The 16,422-nt window shown below is 62.5% G+C and carries 22 protein-coding genes and 1 tRNA gene; 12 read left to right on the forward strand and 11 right to left on the reverse strand.

Features of this window, described 5'->3' with window-relative positions; translation table 11 throughout:
• Nucleotides 1-62 precede the first annotated feature (62 nt).
• From pcaH to zapE, 3 genes are all read left to right on the forward strand, one after another.
• Entirely contained in the window at nucleotides 63-782 is a 720-nt protein-coding gene (gene pcaH, locus GA645_RS11380) for a protocatechuate 3,4-dioxygenase subunit beta (protein ID WP_152222771.1), read from the forward strand.
• A gap of 153 nt (nucleotides 783-935) precedes the next feature.
• Nucleotides 936-1,541, forward strand: a complete 606-nt coding sequence (gene pcaG, locus GA645_RS11385) for a protocatechuate 3,4-dioxygenase subunit alpha (protein WP_152222773.1) — start codon at nucleotides 936-938, stop codon at nucleotides 1,539-1,541.
• Nucleotides 1,531-2,610 (forward strand): cell division protein ZapE, encoded by a 1,080-nt coding sequence (zapE, locus tag GA645_RS11390; RefSeq protein ID WP_152222775.1) that lies wholly within the window; start codon nucleotides 1,531-1,533, stop codon nucleotides 2,608-2,610. Before pcaG ends, zapE begins: the two co-directional genes overlap by 11 nt.
• A gap of 298 nt (nucleotides 2,611-2,908) precedes the next feature.
• Here the strand turns inward: zapE and GA645_RS11395 are convergent, their stop codons facing one another.
• From GA645_RS11395 to tusD, 6 genes are all read right to left on the reverse strand, one after another.
• Nucleotides 2,909-3,910, reverse strand: coding sequence for a glutathione S-transferase family protein (locus GA645_RS11395; RefSeq protein WP_152222777.1), 1,002 nt, complete (start codon nucleotides 3,908-3,910; stop codon nucleotides 2,909-2,911).
• Nucleotides 3,911-3,997: 87 nt separating this feature from the next.
• Entirely contained in the window at nucleotides 3,998-4,996 is a 999-nt protein-coding gene (locus GA645_RS11400) for a glycosyl transferase family protein (protein WP_152222779.1), read from the reverse strand.
• Complete coding sequence (locus GA645_RS11405) at nucleotides 4,993-5,328, reverse strand: TusE/DsrC/DsvC family sulfur relay protein (RefSeq protein WP_152222781.1); 336 nt, start codon at nucleotides 5,326-5,328, stop codon at nucleotides 4,993-4,995. Before GA645_RS11405 ends, GA645_RS11400 begins: the two co-directional genes overlap by 4 nt.
• On the reverse strand, nucleotides 5,325-5,630 hold the full coding sequence (gene tusB, locus GA645_RS11410; RefSeq protein ID WP_152222783.1) for a sulfurtransferase complex subunit TusB: 306 nt from the start codon (nucleotides 5,628-5,630) through the stop codon (nucleotides 5,325-5,327). Before tusB ends, GA645_RS11405 begins: the two co-directional genes overlap by 4 nt.
• Complete coding sequence (gene tusC / locus GA645_RS11415) at nucleotides 5,627-5,986, reverse strand: sulfurtransferase complex subunit TusC (RefSeq protein WP_152222785.1); 360 nt, start codon at nucleotides 5,984-5,986, stop codon at nucleotides 5,627-5,629. The genes tusB and tusC overlap by 4 nt, the downstream gene beginning before the upstream one ends.
• The gene (gene tusD / locus GA645_RS11420; RefSeq protein WP_152222787.1) at nucleotides 5,986-6,378 is read right to left on the reverse strand and encodes a sulfurtransferase complex subunit TusD; all 393 of its coding nucleotides are present in this window, start codon (nucleotides 6,376-6,378) and stop codon (nucleotides 5,986-5,988) included. The genes tusC and tusD overlap by 1 nt, the downstream gene beginning before the upstream one ends.
• On the opposite strand from tusD, the gene GA645_RS11425 reads away from it, so the two are divergent.
• On the forward strand, nucleotides 6,365-6,613 hold the full coding sequence (locus GA645_RS11425; protein ID WP_152222789.1) for a tail fiber assembly protein: 249 nt from the start codon (nucleotides 6,365-6,367) through the stop codon (nucleotides 6,611-6,613). The two genes, tusD and GA645_RS11425, sit on opposite strands and share 14 nt — an antisense overlap.
• A 6-nt stretch (nucleotides 6,614-6,619) precedes the next feature.
• On the opposite strand, the gene GA645_RS11430 is transcribed toward GA645_RS11425, so the two are convergent.
• Nucleotides 6,620-7,666, reverse strand: a complete 1,047-nt coding sequence (locus GA645_RS11430; protein ID WP_152222791.1) for an acyltransferase — start codon at nucleotides 7,664-7,666, stop codon at nucleotides 6,620-6,622.
• 168 nt (nucleotides 7,667-7,834) lie between these two features.
• Here GA645_RS11430 and GA645_RS11435 point away from each other — a divergent pair, with 168 nt between their 5' ends.
• The 4 genes from GA645_RS11435 to GA645_RS11450 all read left to right on the forward strand — a co-directional run bounded on the left by GA645_RS11435 (nucleotide 7,835) and on the right by GA645_RS11450 (nucleotide 9,701).
• Nucleotides 7,835-8,278, forward strand: a complete 444-nt coding sequence (locus tag GA645_RS11435; protein ID WP_152222793.1) for a structural protein P5 — start codon at nucleotides 7,835-7,837, stop codon at nucleotides 8,276-8,278.
• 88 nt (nucleotides 8,279-8,366) lie between these two features.
• Nucleotides 8,367-8,741, forward strand: coding sequence for a hypothetical protein (locus tag GA645_RS11440; RefSeq protein WP_152222794.1), 375 nt, complete (start codon nucleotides 8,367-8,369; stop codon nucleotides 8,739-8,741).
• Nucleotides 8,738-9,007, forward strand: coding sequence for a hypothetical protein (locus GA645_RS11445; RefSeq protein ID WP_152222796.1), 270 nt, complete (start codon nucleotides 8,738-8,740; stop codon nucleotides 9,005-9,007). Before GA645_RS11440 ends, GA645_RS11445 begins: the two co-directional genes overlap by 4 nt.
• Before the next feature lie 49 nt (nucleotides 9,008-9,056).
• Entirely contained in the window at nucleotides 9,057-9,701 is a 645-nt protein-coding gene (locus GA645_RS11450) for a hypothetical protein (RefSeq protein WP_152222798.1), read from the forward strand.
• A gap of 103 nt (nucleotides 9,702-9,804) precedes the next feature.
• Here the strand turns inward: GA645_RS11450 and GA645_RS11455 are convergent, their stop codons facing one another.
• Nucleotides 9,805-10,479 carry an SOS response-associated peptidase gene (locus GA645_RS11455; RefSeq protein WP_256676135.1) on the reverse strand — a complete coding sequence of 225 codons (675 nt, stop codon included), beginning with the start codon at nucleotides 10,477-10,479 and terminating at the stop codon, nucleotides 9,805-9,807.
• Nucleotides 10,480-10,578: 99 nt separating this feature from the next.
• On the opposite strand from GA645_RS11455, the gene GA645_RS11460 reads away from it, so the two are divergent.
• Nucleotides 10,579-10,827 (forward strand): hypothetical protein, encoded by a 249-nt coding sequence (locus GA645_RS11460; protein WP_152222802.1) that lies wholly within the window; start codon nucleotides 10,579-10,581, stop codon nucleotides 10,825-10,827.
• A 164-nt stretch (nucleotides 10,828-10,991) separates the two neighbouring features.
• Here the strand turns inward: GA645_RS11460 and GA645_RS11465 are convergent.
• Nucleotides 10,992-11,079, reverse strand: a tRNA-Ser gene (locus GA645_RS11465).
• A 134-nt stretch (nucleotides 11,080-11,213) separates the two neighbouring features.
• Here GA645_RS11465 and GA645_RS11470 point away from each other — a divergent pair.
• From GA645_RS11470 to GA645_RS11480, 3 genes are all read left to right on the forward strand, one after another.
• On the forward strand, nucleotides 11,214-11,879 hold the full coding sequence (locus GA645_RS11470) for a Bax inhibitor-1/YccA family protein (RefSeq protein ID WP_152222804.1): 666 nt from the start codon (nucleotides 11,214-11,216) through the stop codon (nucleotides 11,877-11,879).
• Nucleotides 11,880-12,156: 277 nt separating this feature from the next.
• Nucleotides 12,157-12,684 carry a VOC family protein gene (locus GA645_RS11475; protein ID WP_152222806.1) on the forward strand — a complete coding sequence of 176 codons (528 nt, stop codon included), beginning with the start codon at nucleotides 12,157-12,159 and terminating at the stop codon, nucleotides 12,682-12,684.
• 9 nt (nucleotides 12,685-12,693) lie between these two features.
• Complete coding sequence (locus GA645_RS11480) at nucleotides 12,694-13,491, forward strand: SDR family oxidoreductase (protein WP_152222808.1); 798 nt, start codon at nucleotides 12,694-12,696, stop codon at nucleotides 13,489-13,491.
• Between the two features lie 199 nt (nucleotides 13,492-13,690).
• Here GA645_RS11480 and GA645_RS11485 read toward each other — a convergent pair whose 3' ends face one another.
• Together GA645_RS11485 and GA645_RS11490 are read right to left on the reverse strand one after the other, a co-directional pair.
• Nucleotides 13,691-14,458 (reverse strand): SDR family NAD(P)-dependent oxidoreductase, encoded by a 768-nt coding sequence (locus GA645_RS11485; protein ID WP_152222810.1) that lies wholly within the window; start codon nucleotides 14,456-14,458, stop codon nucleotides 13,691-13,693.
• Between the two features lie 31 nt (nucleotides 14,459-14,489).
• Nucleotides 14,490-16,250, reverse strand: a complete 1,761-nt coding sequence (locus GA645_RS11490) for an FAD-dependent oxidoreductase (protein WP_152222812.1) — start codon at nucleotides 16,248-16,250, stop codon at nucleotides 14,490-14,492.
• Nucleotides 16,251-16,422: the final 172 nt, after the last annotated feature.

A 16,422-nucleotide genomic window follows, 5' to 3' on the forward strand; every position in this document is an offset into this window, starting at 1 on the left:
GGACACTCCGCCGCACTGCCTGATGTAACAGGCTCCTATAAATCCAACAAGAGGAGACCGACATGTCCGACGCGGAAAACAGCCGCTTCGTCATTCGTGACCGAAACTGGCACCCCAAGGCCTTCACCCCCGACTACAAGACCTCCATCGCCCGCTCGCCGCGCCAGGCGCTGGTGAGCATTCCGCAGTCGGTCTCCGAGACCAGCGGCCCGGACTTCTCGCACCTGAAGATGGGCGAGCACGACAACGACCTGCTGCTGAACTTCAACAACGGTGGCCTGCCGATCGGCGAGCGCATCCTGATTTCCGGCCGGGTCATGGACCAGTACGGCAAGCCCGTCCCGCACACCCTGGTGGAGATGTGGCAGGCCAACGCCGGCGGCCGCTATCGCCACAAGAACGACCGCTACCTGGCACCGCTGGACCCGAATTTCGGTGGTGTCGGCCGTGCGCTGACTGACAGCGAAGGGCGTTACATCTTCCGCACCATCAAGCCCGGTCCGTATCCCTGGGGTAACGGACCCAACGACTGGCGCCCGGCGCATGTCCACTTCTCCATCAGCGGCCCGTCGATCTCCGCCCGCTTGGTCACCCAGCTGTACTTCGAGGGTGACCCGCTGATCCCGATGTGCCCGATCGTCAAATCCATCGCCAACCCGGACGCGGTGCAAACGCTGATCGCCAAGCTCGACATGAGCAACGCCAACCCCATGGACTGCCTGGCCTACCGCTTCGACATCGTGCTGCGCGGCCAGCGCAAGACTCACTTCGAGAACCGCTGAGAAACCGTGTCGGGCCGGCTGCGCGTCGGCGGTGCGGCGTTGAAAGCGACCTCAGAATGCTCATTCAGGGCAACTGAACTCCGCTTCTTCGGTCGCTTTCGCCTTGCCCCGCGCTAGCTCGCTCAGCCCGAAACGGTTTCGGAGAAAAATAAGATGCCTATCGAACTGCTGCCGGAAACCCCCTCGCAGACCGCCGGCCCCTACGTGCACATCGGCCTTGCCCTGGCCGCCGCCGGCAACCCGGCCCGTGACCAGGAAATCTGGAGCGAAATGGCCAAGCCCGGCGCGCCCGGCGAGCACATCCTGCTGGTCGGTAACGTCTACGACGGCAACGGCCACCTGATCCGCGACTCCTTCCTGGAACTGTGGCAGGCCAATCATGAAGGCGTGTACGACAGTGCCTACGACCTGGAGAAACCCTTCAACGGCTTCGGCCGTACCGCGACGACCTTCGATGCTGGCGAATGGCAGGTGCGTACCATCAAGCCCGGCGTGGTGAAGAACGCCGCTGGCGTGCCCATGGCGCCGCACATCAACGTTTCGCTGTTCGCCCGCGGGATCAACATCCACCTGCAGACCCGCATCTACTTCGAGGATGAAGCGCAGGCCAACGCCGTGGACCCGGTGCTGAACCGGATCGAGCAGCCCGAACGTCGGCAGACGCTGATCGCCAAGCGCTGTGAGGTGGACGGGAAGCTCGCTTACCGCTTTGATATCCGCGTCCAGGGTGATGCGGAAACGGTGTTCTTTGACTTCTGATACACGCCTTCACGAAATATCCGCCGAAGCGGTCGCCGACCGTGTTCGGCGGCACTTCGCCGCCGCGCTCGACGAGCGCGGCTACCGTGCGGACGATGCCCAGCTGGCGGCGGTTGAACAGCTCGCCAACTGGCTCGACGACTTCCTCGCCGGCCGCCACGGCTTTTTACGCAAGCCAGTGGCCGGCGTTTACCTGTGGGGTGGCGTAGGGCGGGGCAAGAGCTTCGTCATGGACCACTTCTTTGCCGCCGCACCGATCCAGGCCAAGCGCCGCGTGCACTTCCACGCCTTCCTGCAGGAATTGCAGGGGCGCATGCTGGCGATTACCGGGCAGTCCGATCCGCTGGTGCGTGTGGCCCGCGCCATCGCCGAGGAAACCCGGCTGCTGTGCTTCGATGAGTTCCACGTCCACGACATCGGCGACGCCATGCTGCTGGGGCGCATGCTCAAGGTGCTGGTGGATGCGGGCGTCGGGCTGGTCTGTACCTCCAACTACCAGCCGGAAAACCTCTGCCCGAACCCGCTGTACCGGGAACGCTTCCGTCCGGCCATCGACCTGATCGAAAAGCGCTTCGACGTGGTTTCGCTGGATGGCGGCCATGACTACCGCGAGCAGAGCAGTGCGCTGGAAGAGTGGGGCAGCTACCTGTGGCCGGCGGAGCGCGATGACCTGCCGCTGATTGGCTCGCGCCTGGGGTTGGCGGTGGATGCGTGCTTCGACGAGGTGCTGAGCGTCAACCACCACCCATTGAAGGTCCATGCCCACGATGACCGCTGCGCCTGGATGGACTTCAGCGAAATGTTCGAACGGCCGCGCTCGGCCAGCGACTACCTGTGGCTGATCGAGCACTACCCGCGCATGGCCGTGAGCGGCCTCGGCCCACTGGCGGACTACCCGCCGGACGTGAGCATGCGCTTCCTCAACTTCATCGACATTGCCTACGACCGCCAGTTGCGGTTGCAGCTGTTCGCCTCGGTCTCGCTGGAAGAGCTGGCGGCCGGTGGGGCGGCGGTGGATTTCGCGCGGACCTTGAGTCGGTTGCGGCAGTTGAAGCTGGAGCCGCTGTAGGTGCGGTGAACACCGACAACCTCGGCACTGCGGTGGGATTTCGCGGACAAGGTCCGCTCCTACGGTAGCACTCGGTTCTTCCCGTAGGAGCCACTGTCTTCCAGGCTATTCGCTGCGCTCACCCTTCGGGCCGCACTGAAGTGCGCTCAGCGCAAGCGCTGTCCCGCGTTCGCGAGAGTGACGGTGTGATTCGTCGCCTTCCCGCAAACCTCATCCCCGTGAACGCGGGACGCGGCTCCACCGCGAACAGCGCTTGCGCTGGCCCGCTCCTGCGAGTCCATTACGGAGCGCGCAGTGATCAGGATTTATGCGCGATCCCTTTGCCTGGCAGATGCTCCCGTCCATGTGGCGCGCTGAAGTCCTGCAGCGGCCCCAGTGGAACGACACCGGTCGGGTTGATGGTGCGGTGGCTGGCGTAGTAGTGATTCTTGATGTGCTGGAAGTCCACGGTGCCAGCGACGCCTTCCAGTTGATACAGCTCGCGCAGCCAGCCGGACAGGTTGGGGTAGTCCGCCAGGCGCCGCAGGTTGCACTTGAAGTGGCCGTGGTAGACCGCGTCGAAGCGGATCAGCGTGGTGAACAGGCGCACGTCGGCTTCGGTCAGGTACTCGCCTGCCAGGTAGCGCTGTTTGCCCAGGCGCTCGTCCAGCCAGTCCAGCTCATTGAACAGGGTCTTGAAGGCCTCTTCGTAGGCACCCTGGGTGGTGGCGAAGCCGGCGCGGTACACGCCGTTGTTCACCGCCGGGTAGATGCGCTCGTTCAGCTCGTCGATCTGCGCCCGCAGCGGCTCCGGATAGAGGTCCAGGCGGTTGCCGGTGAGGTCATCGAAGGCCGAGTTGAACATGCGGATGATCTCCGCCGACTCGTTGCTGACGATGCGCTGCTCATGCTTGTCCCACAGCACGGGCACGGTGACGCGGCCGGTGTAGTGCGGGTCGTCCTTCGTGTAGCGCTGGTGGAGGAGGTCCAGGCCGTCGAGCTTGTCGCCGGAAGAGCCCAGCGCCTTGTCGAAGGTCCAGCCGTTTTCCAGCATCAGCCAGCTGACCACTGAGACGTCGATCAGTGACTCCAGGCCTTTCAACTGGCGGTAGATCAGCGTGCGGTGGGCCCAGGGGCAGGCCAAGGATACATAAAGGTGATAGCGGCCGGGCTCGGCACGGAAGCCGCCTTCGCCGCTGGGGCCGGGGCGGCCGTCGGCGGTGATCCAGTTGCGGCGCTGCGCGTTCTCGCGCTGGAAGCGGCCGTCCTTGCTGGTGTCATACCACTGGTCATGCCAGCGGCCATCGATCAACTGTCCCATCTGCGTGCTCCAGAAAGCGGGTAGATGGAACCAGTCTATCGACTAATACTCGATTGATTAGCGCAAAAACAGGATTTCAGGTATCGATTAAGTCGATCTGTCGCGCGCACCCCAGCGTTTGTCGGCTTCCGCGAAGGCGTCGTCTCGCGGCATTCCCATTGCGCGCAGGGCAAGCGCCATCGTCGCGCGTACCGCCAGTTCGCCATAGACATCCTCGACATCACCGCGCCAGACGGCGACCAGATGGGCGGGGGCGAGCGTTTCCGGCTTGACGTGGCGCAGTGGCGAAAGGGCCGGCCATTCCTCGTCCCAGGCCTCGCCATCGCGGCTGCCGTACAGGTGCGAAGTGGCGTCGGGGTTCACTTCGATCTCACCGCCTTCACCCTTGATGACGATGGCGTAGTCGCCGAGCAGGCGGCTGCCTTCGCGGTGCACCGCCTGGTAGCCGGGATGGAAGATGCTCTGCAGCACGCAGGTCGCGCCGAGCGGGTTGAGCAGGCGTACGGCGGAGTGCATCGGCGAGCGCAGGCCGAGGGTGTTGCGTAGGTCGATCATGAGCTGCAGGCGGGGCATCCAGTCCACCAGCGGGGCGAAGGCGATGCCCTTTGTGTCCAGCGCATTGCTGACCGAATCCCAGTTCCGGCACAGGGGCAGGCCGAGTTGCTCCAGCAGTTGCTCGGTATAGAGCCGGCCCGCGGTGTGCGCGCCGCCGCCATGCAGCAGGATGCGGGTGCCGCTGCCGGCCAGGCATTTGGCGGCCAGCAGGTACCAGGGCAGGTGGCGCTTCTTGCCGGCGTAGCTCGGCCAGTCCAGGTCCACGGCAATCTTCGGTGCTTGCAGGCGTGAGCGCACGGCTTCGGTGAAGCCGGCCAGTTCCTCGGCGCTTTCCTCCTTGTGCCGCAGAAGCATCAGGAAGGCGCCCAGTTGGGTGTCTTCGACCTTGCCGTCGAGGATCATTCCCAGCGCTTCGCGGGCTTCCTCGCGGGTCAGGCCGCGTGCGCCACGCTTGCCCTTGCCGAGGATGCGTACGAACTGGGCGAAGGGATGTTCTTCCGGGGTCTGCAGGACGAGTGGGGCGGCGGTCATAGGCAATTGGTCGGCTTCGGCAGGCCGGCGAGCTTGGCGGCAAGCTTGGCCGGGGTGCCCTTGAACAGGAGGTTGAGGTGCAGGCTGCTGCCCTTTTCCGGGCCGAGGCGCTGGGCGACGTACTTGATCAGCGGGCGGTTTGCCGGGGATAGCTGGAACTCGCCGTAGAACTCGCGCAGCAGCAGGAGGATTTCCCAATGCTCGGGCGAGAGGTGGATGCCCTCGTTGTGCGCCAGGGCCTCGGCGGCCGCATCGCTCCAGTCGTCGAGGTGCGCCAGGTAGCCGTCCTTGTCCAGCGGCAGGGCTTGTCCGTTGACCATCAGGGTGCTCATAGCCAGGCGTTCACCTTGTCGAAGCGGGTGCAGAGCTCGACGAAGCCGGGGTAGTCGACCGCAATGACGCGGGCGGGAACGTCGTCCATGCCGCGCGCCTGCAGGTCTTCCAGCAGGGCGAAGAGTCCGTTGGCGGCGGGCATCAGCTCCAGCGCTTGGCATGGGGCGGTGCCGTCGCGCAGGGCATAGACGGCGTCGCCGGCCAGCAGCAGGCCGTCGTCCGGGCCGAGCAGGTGCAGGCAACTGGCGAGCCGGCCGTCGTTGAAGGGGGAGTGCGAGAGCAGGTGGAGAGTGGCCATCAGATCGTGATCACCTGGTCGTGGGTTTGCAGCAGGTCGCGCAGGGCGGCAGTGTCGAGCGCCTGGACGGGCAGTGTCAGGCCGGTGGCCTCCAGGCCGCGCTCAGCGAGGCTGTGCTGGCTGACATAGAGCGCCTCCACGCCGAACAGCGGCAGGGCCTGCAGGTTGGCCTGCAAGTCCTTCTGTTCGAGGTTCGCCGGGCGTTGGCCGGGGGCGAGCTGGAACACGCCATCGTCGAGGAACAGCATCGAGATCGGCAGATCGAAGGCGCCGCCGGCCAGGGCGATATCCAGTGCCTCGCGGGCGGCGGGCCCGGCCCAGGGCGCCTGGCGGCTGATGATGAGCAGGGACTTGGCCATCAGTCGCCTCCGAAGCAGACCAGACGGTCCGCCAGTTGCGCCGCTTCATGCAGCTGGCCGAGGCCGGAAAGGTCCCAGGGCGCCTGCAGGTTGGCGGCGGGACGGGAATAGCGGTTGGCTTCTTCGTTGTTCAGCACGCCACGGCGCAGCGCGGCGGCGATGCAGACCACGCCGTCCAGTTGGTTGTCGGCGACGAAGCGGGTCCAGGCGGCGGCGACGTCCAGTTCATCCTGGCCGGCCACGGCGTTGGCCGACGCGCTGTACACGCCGTCTTGATAGAAGAACAGCCGGGTGATTTCATGGCCGCCGGCCAATGCAGCCTCGGCGAAGCGTAGAGCGCGTCGGGCTGCCGGCGAATGCGGCGCAGAGAAGAGGGCGATGACGAACTTCATGGAGCGGGCCTTCGCGGCGAATTTTCGCAGGATGATACGGCACTACGCCGGTTTTTGCCGCGTAGCAGGGTTGCGGATCAACCCGCTGCAGGACGCCGTCGACCTGGGCAAAGCCACAGAAGAAGAGCAGCGGAGTCTGCAAGAGTGGAAGAAGTACCGTGTGGCGCTGAGCCGCCTGTCAGCACTGGAAGCGTGGCCGAACGTAGATAGGCCAAGTCAGCCAGCGCCCATCTGACTGAAGTCACGTGGCATTCTGCGCGGGGGCGTTCTGATCTGGACTTGCCCTAACACTTCTCGATCGAACCGAATTGCGAAGTGGCTCAATCCAGGAGTCGGCGGCTTTGGACAGAAGGAACGAAATAGCAATGCATGGAAGCAAAGCTGCCCAGAACAAATCGAATCCTCGCCGCTGTCCCTCCAACACCACGCTACTGATCACGAAAGCAACTGGCCAGTGGGTCAAGAAAACTGGATATGCAAGGTCGCCAAGTATTTTCCCAGATCGCTTGAATGTCTTGACGGTTGTCGAGTTTACAAGTGTAAAGATCAGCGCTCCGAGTAGCGCGAAATTCGAATAAAAGAAAATATTGAATTTCTTATCTTCAAATGAAGATAGAAAGCCACAAGTGACTAGGTTAACGACCCATGCAATAGTCAGTGCGGTGAAAAGTTTTTCTCTCTTGGTGGGAAGGAGTCGGGAAAGGCTCCGGAAGTGGTAAGTGCACGCACCTACGGAGAAAGGAAGCAATGCCGCATAGAAAGGGAAATACCTGGATTGCCAATCCATTCCCGAGATCAAGCTGTAAATGTGGTACGTCGTAGCAGCGAGCAGCGTCGCCACGGCTGTTGCTTTGGATCTTGCGACAAATGCCCAAAGTAGGAAATAACAGACAAGCTCAACGGCTACCGACCAGGCGGGAGGTATTACCCTGAAGTAGGCGTCATAAAATTCGAAAGGGAAAATGAAAATGTTCCCTAAGAAGTCCTGAGGCCTGCTCCACATATACCATGCCGGGTGGAATTTGTCTGGCGCTGGAGTTATATATATTGCCGTAAACGCCAAGATGGCAGTAAGGAAGTATACCGGGTATAGCCTAAGTGCTCGGTTTATTGCGAATGGTGCGAACTTGAATGAATACGTCTCGCAGAGAACGAGAGTCATCAAGTACCCTGAGACTATATAGAATCCGAAAACCGCAAAAACACCAAAGTGTAAGAATGGCTTCTGCTCAGATATGTGTGCGAGCACAACCATAAGAGCGAGAATAAAGCGAAATATCCCTAGCATTTACTTTCAGTTCCTGGGGCCGAGCGCGGCCTATCGTTGGGCGGAGTATACCCTCAAGCGAAGGATGGAAACCTATCGGGAGCAGCCAGCCACCACCGTGGCTTAGCACCTGCACATCACCCCAAACGCCGGCCTAGAGCCGGCTTTTTTGTGCCTGGAGAAAACCTCATGACCACCCTCGGCGTCCGCAACAACAACCCCGGCAACATTGACTACAACCCGCGCAACGACTGGCAGGGCCAGCTCGGCCTGGAGCTTGGTGTGCCGAAGCCGCGCTTCGCTCGCTTCGATACGCCCGAGAACGGAATCCGCGCCCTGGGCAAGTTGCTGCTGGCGTACCGCGGCAAGGACGGCCTGCCTGGTGTAGGTGGTCCCGGTATCGATGCCGTTCGCGAGACCATCAGCCGCTGGGTCCCAGGCAACGAGAACGACACCGAGGCGTACATCGGTGCAGTGGCCAAGTCCCTGGGCGTGCAGCCCAACCAGGTGATCGACGTTCGGCTGCCTGCGACCCTGCGCGGCCTGGTGGTGGCCATCATTCGGCACGAGAACGGTGGCGTGCCGTACCCGGGCGCGGTGATCGATGAGGGTGTGCGGAGGGCATTGGCATGAACGAAACCATAGTTTCGTTTCCAGTGCGCATTGCCGGTCTGCCGAGAAAAACGAAACCAGAGTTTCGATTGCAGCGGAGTGTTCTGGCATGAGCGAACTCCCCTGGAAGGCCGCGGCCCTGGTGCTGGTCATCCTGCTGCTGGTGACCATCGGTAGCGGTCTGGGCGCATGGCTCGCCGCTGGACACTACCGCCCGCAGCTCGACGCGGCCAACGACGCAAAGGGCCAGTGCGTAGCATCCCGCGGCAACCTGGAAGAGCTGGCCAAGAAGCAGGGCGCCAAGCTCGGCGAGTTGGCCAACCAGGCGCAGCAGCGACAGGCCAAGGCGGCCCAGGCGGTGGCCGATGCCAAGCCGCAGGCCGACCAACACTATGCCGCTGCCCAGCGTCTGCAGCAGGAGCACGCCGCCGGCGACCCGGCTGCGGTGGCAGAAGCGCTCATCGACAAGGAGCTGGGGCTATGAGGCTGCAAGTGATGCAGGTGATGGTAGTGCTCTGCACGGTGGCGGGATGCCCCGACCAGGTCAAGCCTGAGCCGCGTACGGTGCGCGTGGAAGTTCCGGTGGCGATTCCGTGCCGGGCTCCAGAGGTCCCGGAACCGAGCTGGGCGACCGCAGTTCTGCAGAAGGGTGACAGCCTGCAGACGAAGGTGCGGGCACTGCTGGCCGAGCTGGAGCAGCGGAGGGGATACGAACGACTGTTGACTGCAACGATCAATGCTTGTCGATAGATAGACAAGGAGTATATTTGGGCCACCCTATGGTGTCAGGTTGCCACTTATGAAACGGATCTTCGTTGTGTCCAGCTGTGTTGTCCTCTGCGGTGTTTCTGTTTTTGGCTATCTCGCACCACGAGCAAATGCAACTGACGAGAGTCAGTGGTTTAAATACACTCAATGTAGCGATCAACATAAGCCGAAATCAAAGTTCACCCCGTATGAGCCATTTCAAATTTGCTCTGACGAATTGCAGGCTGCGTTTGTCTCGGGGAGTGCTAATGCTAGAGCACTAGTTTCAATGTTGAGTATCGAGGATAAACTGACCGCGTACTCGAGGAAGTACAAGGTCACCATTGCTATAGATCAGGCCATTGCAAACACTGTGCTTTCTGCGGAGAACGGGGTGCGAGTTACAGGCTCGACGGGAATGCTGGCCTCCTATTACTCCTATATGACGAATGTTAAGTCCTACAGTAAGGAACAAGATCATAAGGGGTTTGAGTCTGCAATATATAATGGCGCAAAGTGGTCATACGTAACTGTTGCCTTGACTCCGTCGCAGTTTCAAAATAATCCTCTTCCGAAAGTTTCTAGCTACTTCTTGGCGAACAGTGCGCAACGATTTCACATGAATCAACAGGAGATTTTAATCGCGCGTGATGGGATAGAGGCGGGGCGCGCTTGGATAAAAAAAATTTGTTCCTGATGCGGTGACGAAAAATTCAGACGGTCAGGAAGTTGTATCGCCAGGCAACTATGATCGTTATATCGAGTAGATGCTGATTCGAGGGCGCCCTGTATTGGACTGGCTAAATTGGCTCGATCAGCTGCGCGCCCTGGTTCAGGGTGTTCCCGACGTCGGTACTGACCCGGTAGGCCTCGAAGTCCAGCCGGCTTAGTGCAATGGCGTCGTATGCACGCTCCAGTGAGGTCTCCGGCGACAGCCACGTCGCCCACTGTTCTGGTGCCAGAATCACCGGCATCCGGTGGTGGATCACCCCGACCAAGCCCTCAGCCTCCTTCGTCAGGAGCGCGCATGAGGTGATCGGCTCGCCCTCTGGTAGCGACCAGGTCGACCAGATTCCGGCGATCGCCAGCACTCCGTCGTCGATGGCGTGGTGGTAGTAGGGCTGGTTCACTGCTCGGACGGCCTTGTTCTTCACCGGCTCCTTCTCGTTCCATTCGTACCAGCCCGCCGCCGGCATGAGGCATCGCCGGTGCCTGATCGCATCCCGCCACATCGGCTTGGTCGCCGCTTCTTCGCTGCGTGCATTGAAGGTCATCGGCGGCAGCTTGTCCTTCTTCCACCAGAACGGGATCAGCCCACAGCGGGCGGCCACCACTTCCTGTTCTCCCGCCTCGCTCAGGAGCACCATGGGCACCTGGTTGGTCGGCGCGACGTTGTACGCGCGATCGATCCAGCGCCCGGAGTTCCCCCGCCCTATATGCCAGTACCGCTCCATCGCGGCTTCGTCTTGCGTCACGTACCGTCCGCACATCCCCGCACCCTTCGTTCATCAATCATCCATTGTAGGAGATCGGTCCGAATCAATACTGTATATGTATACAGTTATAAGGCCGTCATGAGCAAGCTCCCCGAATTCGAAACCGTCACGACCGGAGAGCTGCGCGAGCTCTGGAGAAAGCATCGTGATCCGGATGTCCGGCGCCTGATCCTGGAAGTCGAGCGAGGCCGACGGCAGATGGACGAGGTGGACTCGCTCTATCGGTCGATCAATGAGGCGTATCTGCGAGCCGGGGGAGGCCACCTGGTCGCGTTGTATCGATTCAAGATCTTGCTGGTCGAGGAGAAGGGAAGGAGGGGTTTTTGATGCCCAGAACGGGCGAGGTGGGGGCGCAGCAAGGGCCGAGTTTTGGGACTCCTGCCTTTTTATTCTGGGACTCCCCAGGAAATCAGCATGTCGGCGGGTCAAGCGCATCGTTGCCGCAGAAACGCAAAAGCCCCGCTGGGCGGGGCTTTTGACGTGGAGAATAATGGCGGAAGCGCAGAGATTCGAACTCTGGGGGCTGTTACACCCGGCGGTTTTCAAGACCGCTGCCTTAAACCACTCGGCCACACTTCCGCAAGAGCGGGGCGCCATAGTACCGGATCGCAACACACTGTCAAACTCTGGTTCTTCGGGGTTCTTAAGCCTCTGTTATGATGAATGGCATACGGTCATGGACCCGTATCCCGCTTAAACAGGAGTGTCTCGACATGCAAGAACGGCAATATCTCGACTCCACAGCCGTGGAGCAGAAAGAGGTCAGCGGCGTCCTGCGCAATACCTACGGACTGCTCGCACTGACTCTGGCCTTCAGTGGCCTGGTGGCCTACGCCTCGCAACAGCTGCGGCTGCCTTACCTGGGCCCCATCGTCACTCTGCTGGGCTTCTACGGCTTGTTCTTCCTCACCGTGAAGCTGCGCAACAGCGGCTGGGGCCTGGTCAGCACCTTCGTCCTGACTGGCTTCATGGGCTACACCCTCGGTCCGATCCTGAACATGTACCTGGGCATGGCCAATGGCGCGAGCGTGATCTCGTCGGCCTTCTTCATGACCGCCCTGGTGTTCTTCGGTCTGTCCGCCTATGTGCTGACCACCCGCAAGGACATGAGCTTCCTGTCCGGCTTCATCACCGCGGGCTTCTTCGTGCTGCTGGGTGCCGTACTGGTCTCGATGTTCTTCCAGATCAGCGGCCTGCAACTGGCGATCAGCGCCGGCTTCGTGCTGTTCTCCTCGGCGATGATCCTGTTCCAGACCAGTGCGATCATCCACGGTGGTGAGCGCAACTACATCATGGCGACCATCAGCCTGTACGTCTCGATCTACAACCTGTTCCTCAGCCTGCTGCAGATCTTCGGCATCATGGGCAGCGACGACTGATCGTCACGCCACCCTGGAAAAAGCCCGTTTCGACGGGCTTTTTTCATTCTGGGCGCCGTACTTTTCTGCCTATTCGACAAGCAACGGCTTCCGCATCCATTCAGCTGTCTCCCCAATTCCTCGATCGGGTCCTGAATCTCTCCGACGGCGATTGGCACAAAATGTATATTTTGTGCCAATATCGATGTCGCAAACTATTTTGTTTGTGTCATAGAGGTCGCCGTGCCGACATGCAGGGCGATCCCTTTCCCACTGAGATCATTCGCAAGGAATTGTCATGAGCACTGCTTGGCTCGGTCCCATGGACCAGATCGGCTATCTCGTTGATGACCTGGAACAGAGCATCGGGCGCTGGCAACAGCATTTCGGTGTCGGGCCATGGACGGTCTTTCGCAACGTGTCCCTGGAGGGGACCTATCGCGGTGAAGCGGTTACCGTGACCATGGATGTCGGGCTCGGCTATCGGGGCGGGATGCAGATCGAGTTGATCCAGGCGACCAACTCCTCGAAATCGCCCTATCGGGACGAGCAGGGGCGTGCGCTCCGGGGTATGCACCATGTCGCCTGGGTGGTCGATGACATTGACCAGGCGATTGCGCGCCTGACCGCCACGGGGCTGCGGGTGGTCTTCGAGGCGAGCAACCCAGCGACCCGCGTTGCCTACTTCGAGAACGAGGCGGAGCCCGGGGTGCTCTACGAGGTCATCCACGGCGTTGGCATGCGCGAGATGATCGCCCAAGGCATCGAGACCGCCCGGACCTGGGACGGCTCCGCTTCCATTCACGTCATTGACGTCTCTGCGTGAGAGCCTGGCATGTCGAATCGATTGAAGGATAAAGCGGCACTGGTGCTCGGTGTTGCGCCGGGGAATATCGGCGAAGCCATCGCCCGGCGATATGTCGAGCAGGGCGCGCGCGTGCTGGTGGCCGGGCGTCGTCCTGAGGCGCTAACGGCCGTTGCCGATACCCTGGGCGTGCCCTGGCTGGCGTGCGATATCACCTCGCAGGCCGATGTCGAGGCTCTCGTCGCCCACAGTGTGGAGCGCCTGGGCGGCCTTGATGTCGGTGTCAATGCAACGGGCTGGGGGCTCCTGAAGCCCTTCCTGGAACACAGCCAGGAGGACCTCGATAAGATGAATGCGGTCCAGTTCACCGGGCCCTTCCAGTTCTTCCAGGCTTTGCTGCGTCACATGCCGAAGGGTGGCTCGATCATCCAGGTCTCCTCGGTGACCGCCAGCATCATGTTCGACAACCACGCCGCCTATATGGGGACCAAGGCTGGTATCGACCATGTCATCCGCTGCATTGCCCATGAGTTCGGTCATCAGGGTATCCGTGCCAACTCCATCGCTCCGGGTGGTGTGGCCGATGCGCCGATGTCCGGAGGCGGTCTGATGCATCCGGGTATCGCGGCGCTTTACCACCGAGAGATTCCCCTGGGGCGCAGCGGTGCTGCGTCAGAGGTCGCCGATGCTGCGCTCTGGCTGGCGAGCGATGAGTCCAGCTTCGTCACCGGCCAGGTCATCCATGTCAGCGGTGGCCAGACGCTGCGCCGCAATCCGTCGCTCGCCGAGGTCTATGCCGCCGTAACTGGCGCTGCCGGGACTCGCTGAGGCGACAGTCCGAAGCCAACGGTCGGCACCGCCAGTCGTTGGCTTTTTAGTGGGCGGGTATCGCTTCATCGACGGTTGTCGCGGGGCGCAGATGGGATTGCTGCAGTGAGAAAGACGCATGGCCTGCGATCAGGCCGTATGCATAGATAGAAGTGGCAAACAGGCGCCCTTGGGGCGCCTGGGGCTGCGGCCAGGAACGTCAGCCGGCGGTGTATCCGCCATCGACGGGGAGCACGGCGCCGTTGACGAAGCTTGCTTTTTGCGAAGCCAGCCAGAGTACCGCTTCGGCGATTTCCCCGGCTTCGGCCAGGCGCCCTAGCGGGCAGGTCGCAGCGATGTGCTCGCGTAGAGTCGGGTTGTCCGTCATGACCTTTTCCAGGAGCGGGGTCCGGGTTCCGCCAGGGCAGACGATGTTGCTGCGGATGTTGTCCTTGCCGAACTCCAGCGCCGCGCTGCGCGTGAGCCCGACGACGCCGTGCTTGCTCGCGGCGTAGGCTGCGCGGGTGGGCGTCCCGACAATCGCGGCGACTGAGCCGATATTGACGATGGAGCCGCCGCCCTGACGGCGCATGAGGGATATCTCGCGTCTCATGCAGTGGTAGACACCCTTCAGGTTCACGTCCACGGTCAGGTCCAGCGGCTCGGCGCGCCATTCCGCGGCGGGTTCCGTCTCGATATCGATGCCGGCGTTATTGACGGCGAAATCCAGGCGGCCGTAGGCCAGGTCGATGCGCTCGAACGCAGCCCCGATGGCATCGGCATCGGTCACATCGACCGCCAGGGTCAGTGCGGCTCCCGGCACCGGTTCCCCGGCCCCACGATCCAGCACTACCACGGTGGCGCCTGCAGCGACGAAGGCGTCGACGCAGGCCCGGCCGATCCCCTGGCGGCCACCCGTTATAACGCCGACTTTTCCGGCAAGGTCTGAACTGCTCATCGAAATCCTCATTGGGTTGTAGTGGCGCATGGCCAAAATCGTGTGTGCCGGCGCTGGCGCCTTACGCCAGGTGGCCGGCAGCGTTCGGCGTCGAGCCGGTTTCCTGCGCAGGCTCGGCCCTGGCCAGATGGTCGGCGGCGATGTAGGCGAAGGTCATTGCCGGGCCGATGGTCGAGCCGGGGCCGGGGTAGGTCTTGCCCATGAGCGCGGCCGAGGTGTTGCCGACCGCGTAGCAGCCAGCCAGCACCGATCCGTCGGCGCGCAGCACCCGGGCGAAGGCATCGGTGCGTAGTCCGCCTTTGGTGCCGAGCTCGCCCGGATCGATGCGCAGGGCGTAGAAGGGCGTGCGTTCGATAGGGCCCAGGCAGGGGTTCGGCTTGCAGGTGGAGTCGCCGTAGTAGCGGTCGAACAGGGTGCCGCCCTTGCCGAACTGGGGGTCGATACCGTCGGCTGCGTACTGGTTCATCTGCCTGACGGTGGCGGCCAGCCCGGCGGGGTCCACGCCGATCTTTTCCGCCAGCGCGGGGAGTGTCTCGGCGCGGTAGATCACCTCGTCCAGCCAGCCTTCGGGGATCTTGGCATCCGGCTGCACGCTGCCCGGCAGCAGCACACCGCAGGGGTAGCGCTTGCGGTACTCGGCATCGAACACCAGCCAGGCCGGCGCGTTGGCCTGGGTGCGTTGGTGGTCCGCATACATGGCATAGATGATGTCGGTGTAGGGCGCGGCTTCATTGACGAAACGCTGCCCCAGTCGGTTGACCATGACGCAGCGCGGGAATGCGCGTTCGACGAACAGTGCGCGCTGGCTCGCCTCGCCCGGCACTCTCACCGTCGGCGCGCCCCAGGTGTGCTCCATCAGCGCCACGGCACCGCCCGCTGCCATCCCGGCACGAATGCCGTCGCCGGTATTGATTGGCGGTGCGGCGGTCCATTCCGCGCGGGTGGGCTTGGGCAGGTACAGCTCGCGCATGGACTGGTTCGATTCGAAACCGCCGCAGGCGAGCACGACGCCGCGTCGTGCACGCAGGGAGCAGGAGCGGCCTTGTCGCAGTACATCGACCCCCACGACCCGATCACCGTCCTGGCGCAGCGACTGCATCGAGGTTTCCAGCCACAGGGGGATGCCGCGCTGGGCCAGGGCGGCACGCAGGCTGGCGACCAGCGCGTTGCCAAGGGTCAGGCGGCGGTCGCGGCGGCTGTGCCGGCGCCAGCAGAAGTCGCTGATATAGCGTAGTGCCAGGCGGGCCGTAAGCAGCAGCCAGCCAGGCTCCTTGGCGAGGATGGTGTGCGCTTCCACCTGGGTCATGGCGATGCGCCCGCCGATGAGCGTGGCCGGTGATGCCGGGCGCAGTTGCCCGAAGGACTCGCCCAGGCGCGCCGCATCGAAGGGGGCGGGCTCCATGGTGCGATAGCCCGGCTTGCCGCCCTTGCGATCCGGGTAATAGTCGGGGTAGCGCGGAACTGCCTGGAAATGGGTCTGTGCATGTCGGGCCAGGTACTCGATCATCTCGGGGCCGCTGGCCAGGTAGGCGTCGATGCGGCTCTGGTCGAATTCCTCGCCGACCACATCGCGAAGGTAGGTGATCGCCTCTTCGTAAGAGTCACTGCCGCCCAGCGCGGCGATCTGGCTGTTACAGGGAATCCATACACCACCGCCGGAGACGGCGGTGGTGCCGCCATAGACGTCGCTCTGCTCGATCACCAGCACCGACAGGCCGTTATCGCAGGCGCGCAATGCCGCGGTCAGCGCGCCGGCACCGGAGCCAACAACCACGACATCGTATTCATGGTCCCACCTTGCGTCTTGCTGGTTGCTGGTCATGACTGCATCTCTCCTTGGAAGGGGTGTCCGGCTATTGCGCCGCATGGACGCATTTCGGTGTGCCACCTCGGGGGGGGGGGGGGGCAGCGAAGCGCCTGCGGGGCGGGTGGCAATGGGAAATGGCATGGTTGTTTCGCGCAATGACACATAACGTACAAGTTGTGACATGAGC

The sequence above is a fragment of the Pseudomonas sp. SCB32 genome (assembly GCF_009189165.1).
Lineage (GTDB): Bacteria > Pseudomonadota > Gammaproteobacteria > Pseudomonadales > Pseudomonadaceae > Pseudomonas.

Coding starts and splice junctions, on each gene's coding strand:
- GA645_RS11430 (WP_152222791.1), bottom strand. CDS start 7,666: ATGCTAGGGATATTTCGCTTTATTCTCGCTCTTATGGTTGTGCTCGCA.
- pcaH (WP_152222771.1), top strand. CDS start 63: ATGTCCGACGCGGAAAACAGCCGCTTCGTCATTCGTGACCGAAACTGG.
- GA645_RS11480 (WP_152222808.1), top strand. CDS start 12,694: ATGTCGAATCGATTGAAGGATAAAGCGGCACTGGTGCTCGGTGTTGCG.
- GA645_RS11425 (WP_152222789.1), top strand. CDS start 6,365: ATGACGAACTTCATGGAGCGGGCCTTCGCGGCGAATTTTCGCAGGATG.
- GA645_RS11470 (WP_152222804.1), top strand. CDS start 11,214: ATGCAAGAACGGCAATATCTCGACTCCACAGCCGTGGAGCAGAAAGAG.
- GA645_RS11445 (WP_152222796.1), top strand. CDS start 8,738: ATGAGGCTGCAAGTGATGCAGGTGATGGTAGTGCTCTGCACGGTGGCG.
- GA645_RS11485 (WP_152222810.1), bottom strand. CDS start 14,458: ATGCGCCACTACAACCCAATGAGGATTTCGATGAGCAGTTCAGACCTT.
- tusD (WP_152222787.1), bottom strand. CDS start 6,378: ATGAAGTTCGTCATCGCCCTCTTCTCTGCGCCGCATTCGCCGGCAGCC.
- pcaG (WP_152222773.1), top strand. CDS start 936: ATGCCTATCGAACTGCTGCCGGAAACCCCCTCGCAGACCGCCGGCCCC.
- GA645_RS11475 (WP_152222806.1), top strand. CDS start 12,157: ATGAGCACTGCTTGGCTCGGTCCCATGGACCAGATCGGCTATCTCGTT.
- GA645_RS11440 (WP_152222794.1), top strand. CDS start 8,367: ATGAGCGAACTCCCCTGGAAGGCCGCGGCCCTGGTGCTGGTCATCCTG.
- GA645_RS11450 (WP_152222798.1), top strand. CDS start 9,057: ATGAAACGGATCTTCGTTGTGTCCAGCTGTGTTGTCCTCTGCGGTGTT.
- GA645_RS11395 (WP_152222777.1), bottom strand. CDS start 3,910: ATGGGACAGTTGATCGATGGCCGCTGGCATGACCAGTGGTATGACACC.
- GA645_RS11460 (WP_152222802.1), top strand. CDS start 10,579: ATGAGCAAGCTCCCCGAATTCGAAACCGTCACGACCGGAGAGCTGCGC.
- GA645_RS11400 (WP_152222779.1), bottom strand. CDS start 4,996: ATGACCGCCGCCCCACTCGTCCTGCAGACCCCGGAAGAACATCCCTTC.
- tusC (WP_152222785.1), bottom strand. CDS start 5,986: ATGGCCAAGTCCCTGCTCATCATCAGCCGCCAGGCGCCCTGGGCCGGG.
- GA645_RS11490 (WP_152222812.1), bottom strand. CDS start 16,250: ATGACCAGCAACCAGCAAGACGCAAGGTGGGACCATGAATACGATGTC.
- GA645_RS11405 (WP_152222781.1), bottom strand. CDS start 5,328: ATGAGCACCCTGATGGTCAACGGACAAGCCCTGCCGCTGGACAAGGAC.
- GA645_RS11435 (WP_152222793.1), top strand. CDS start 7,835: ATGACCACCCTCGGCGTCCGCAACAACAACCCCGGCAACATTGACTAC.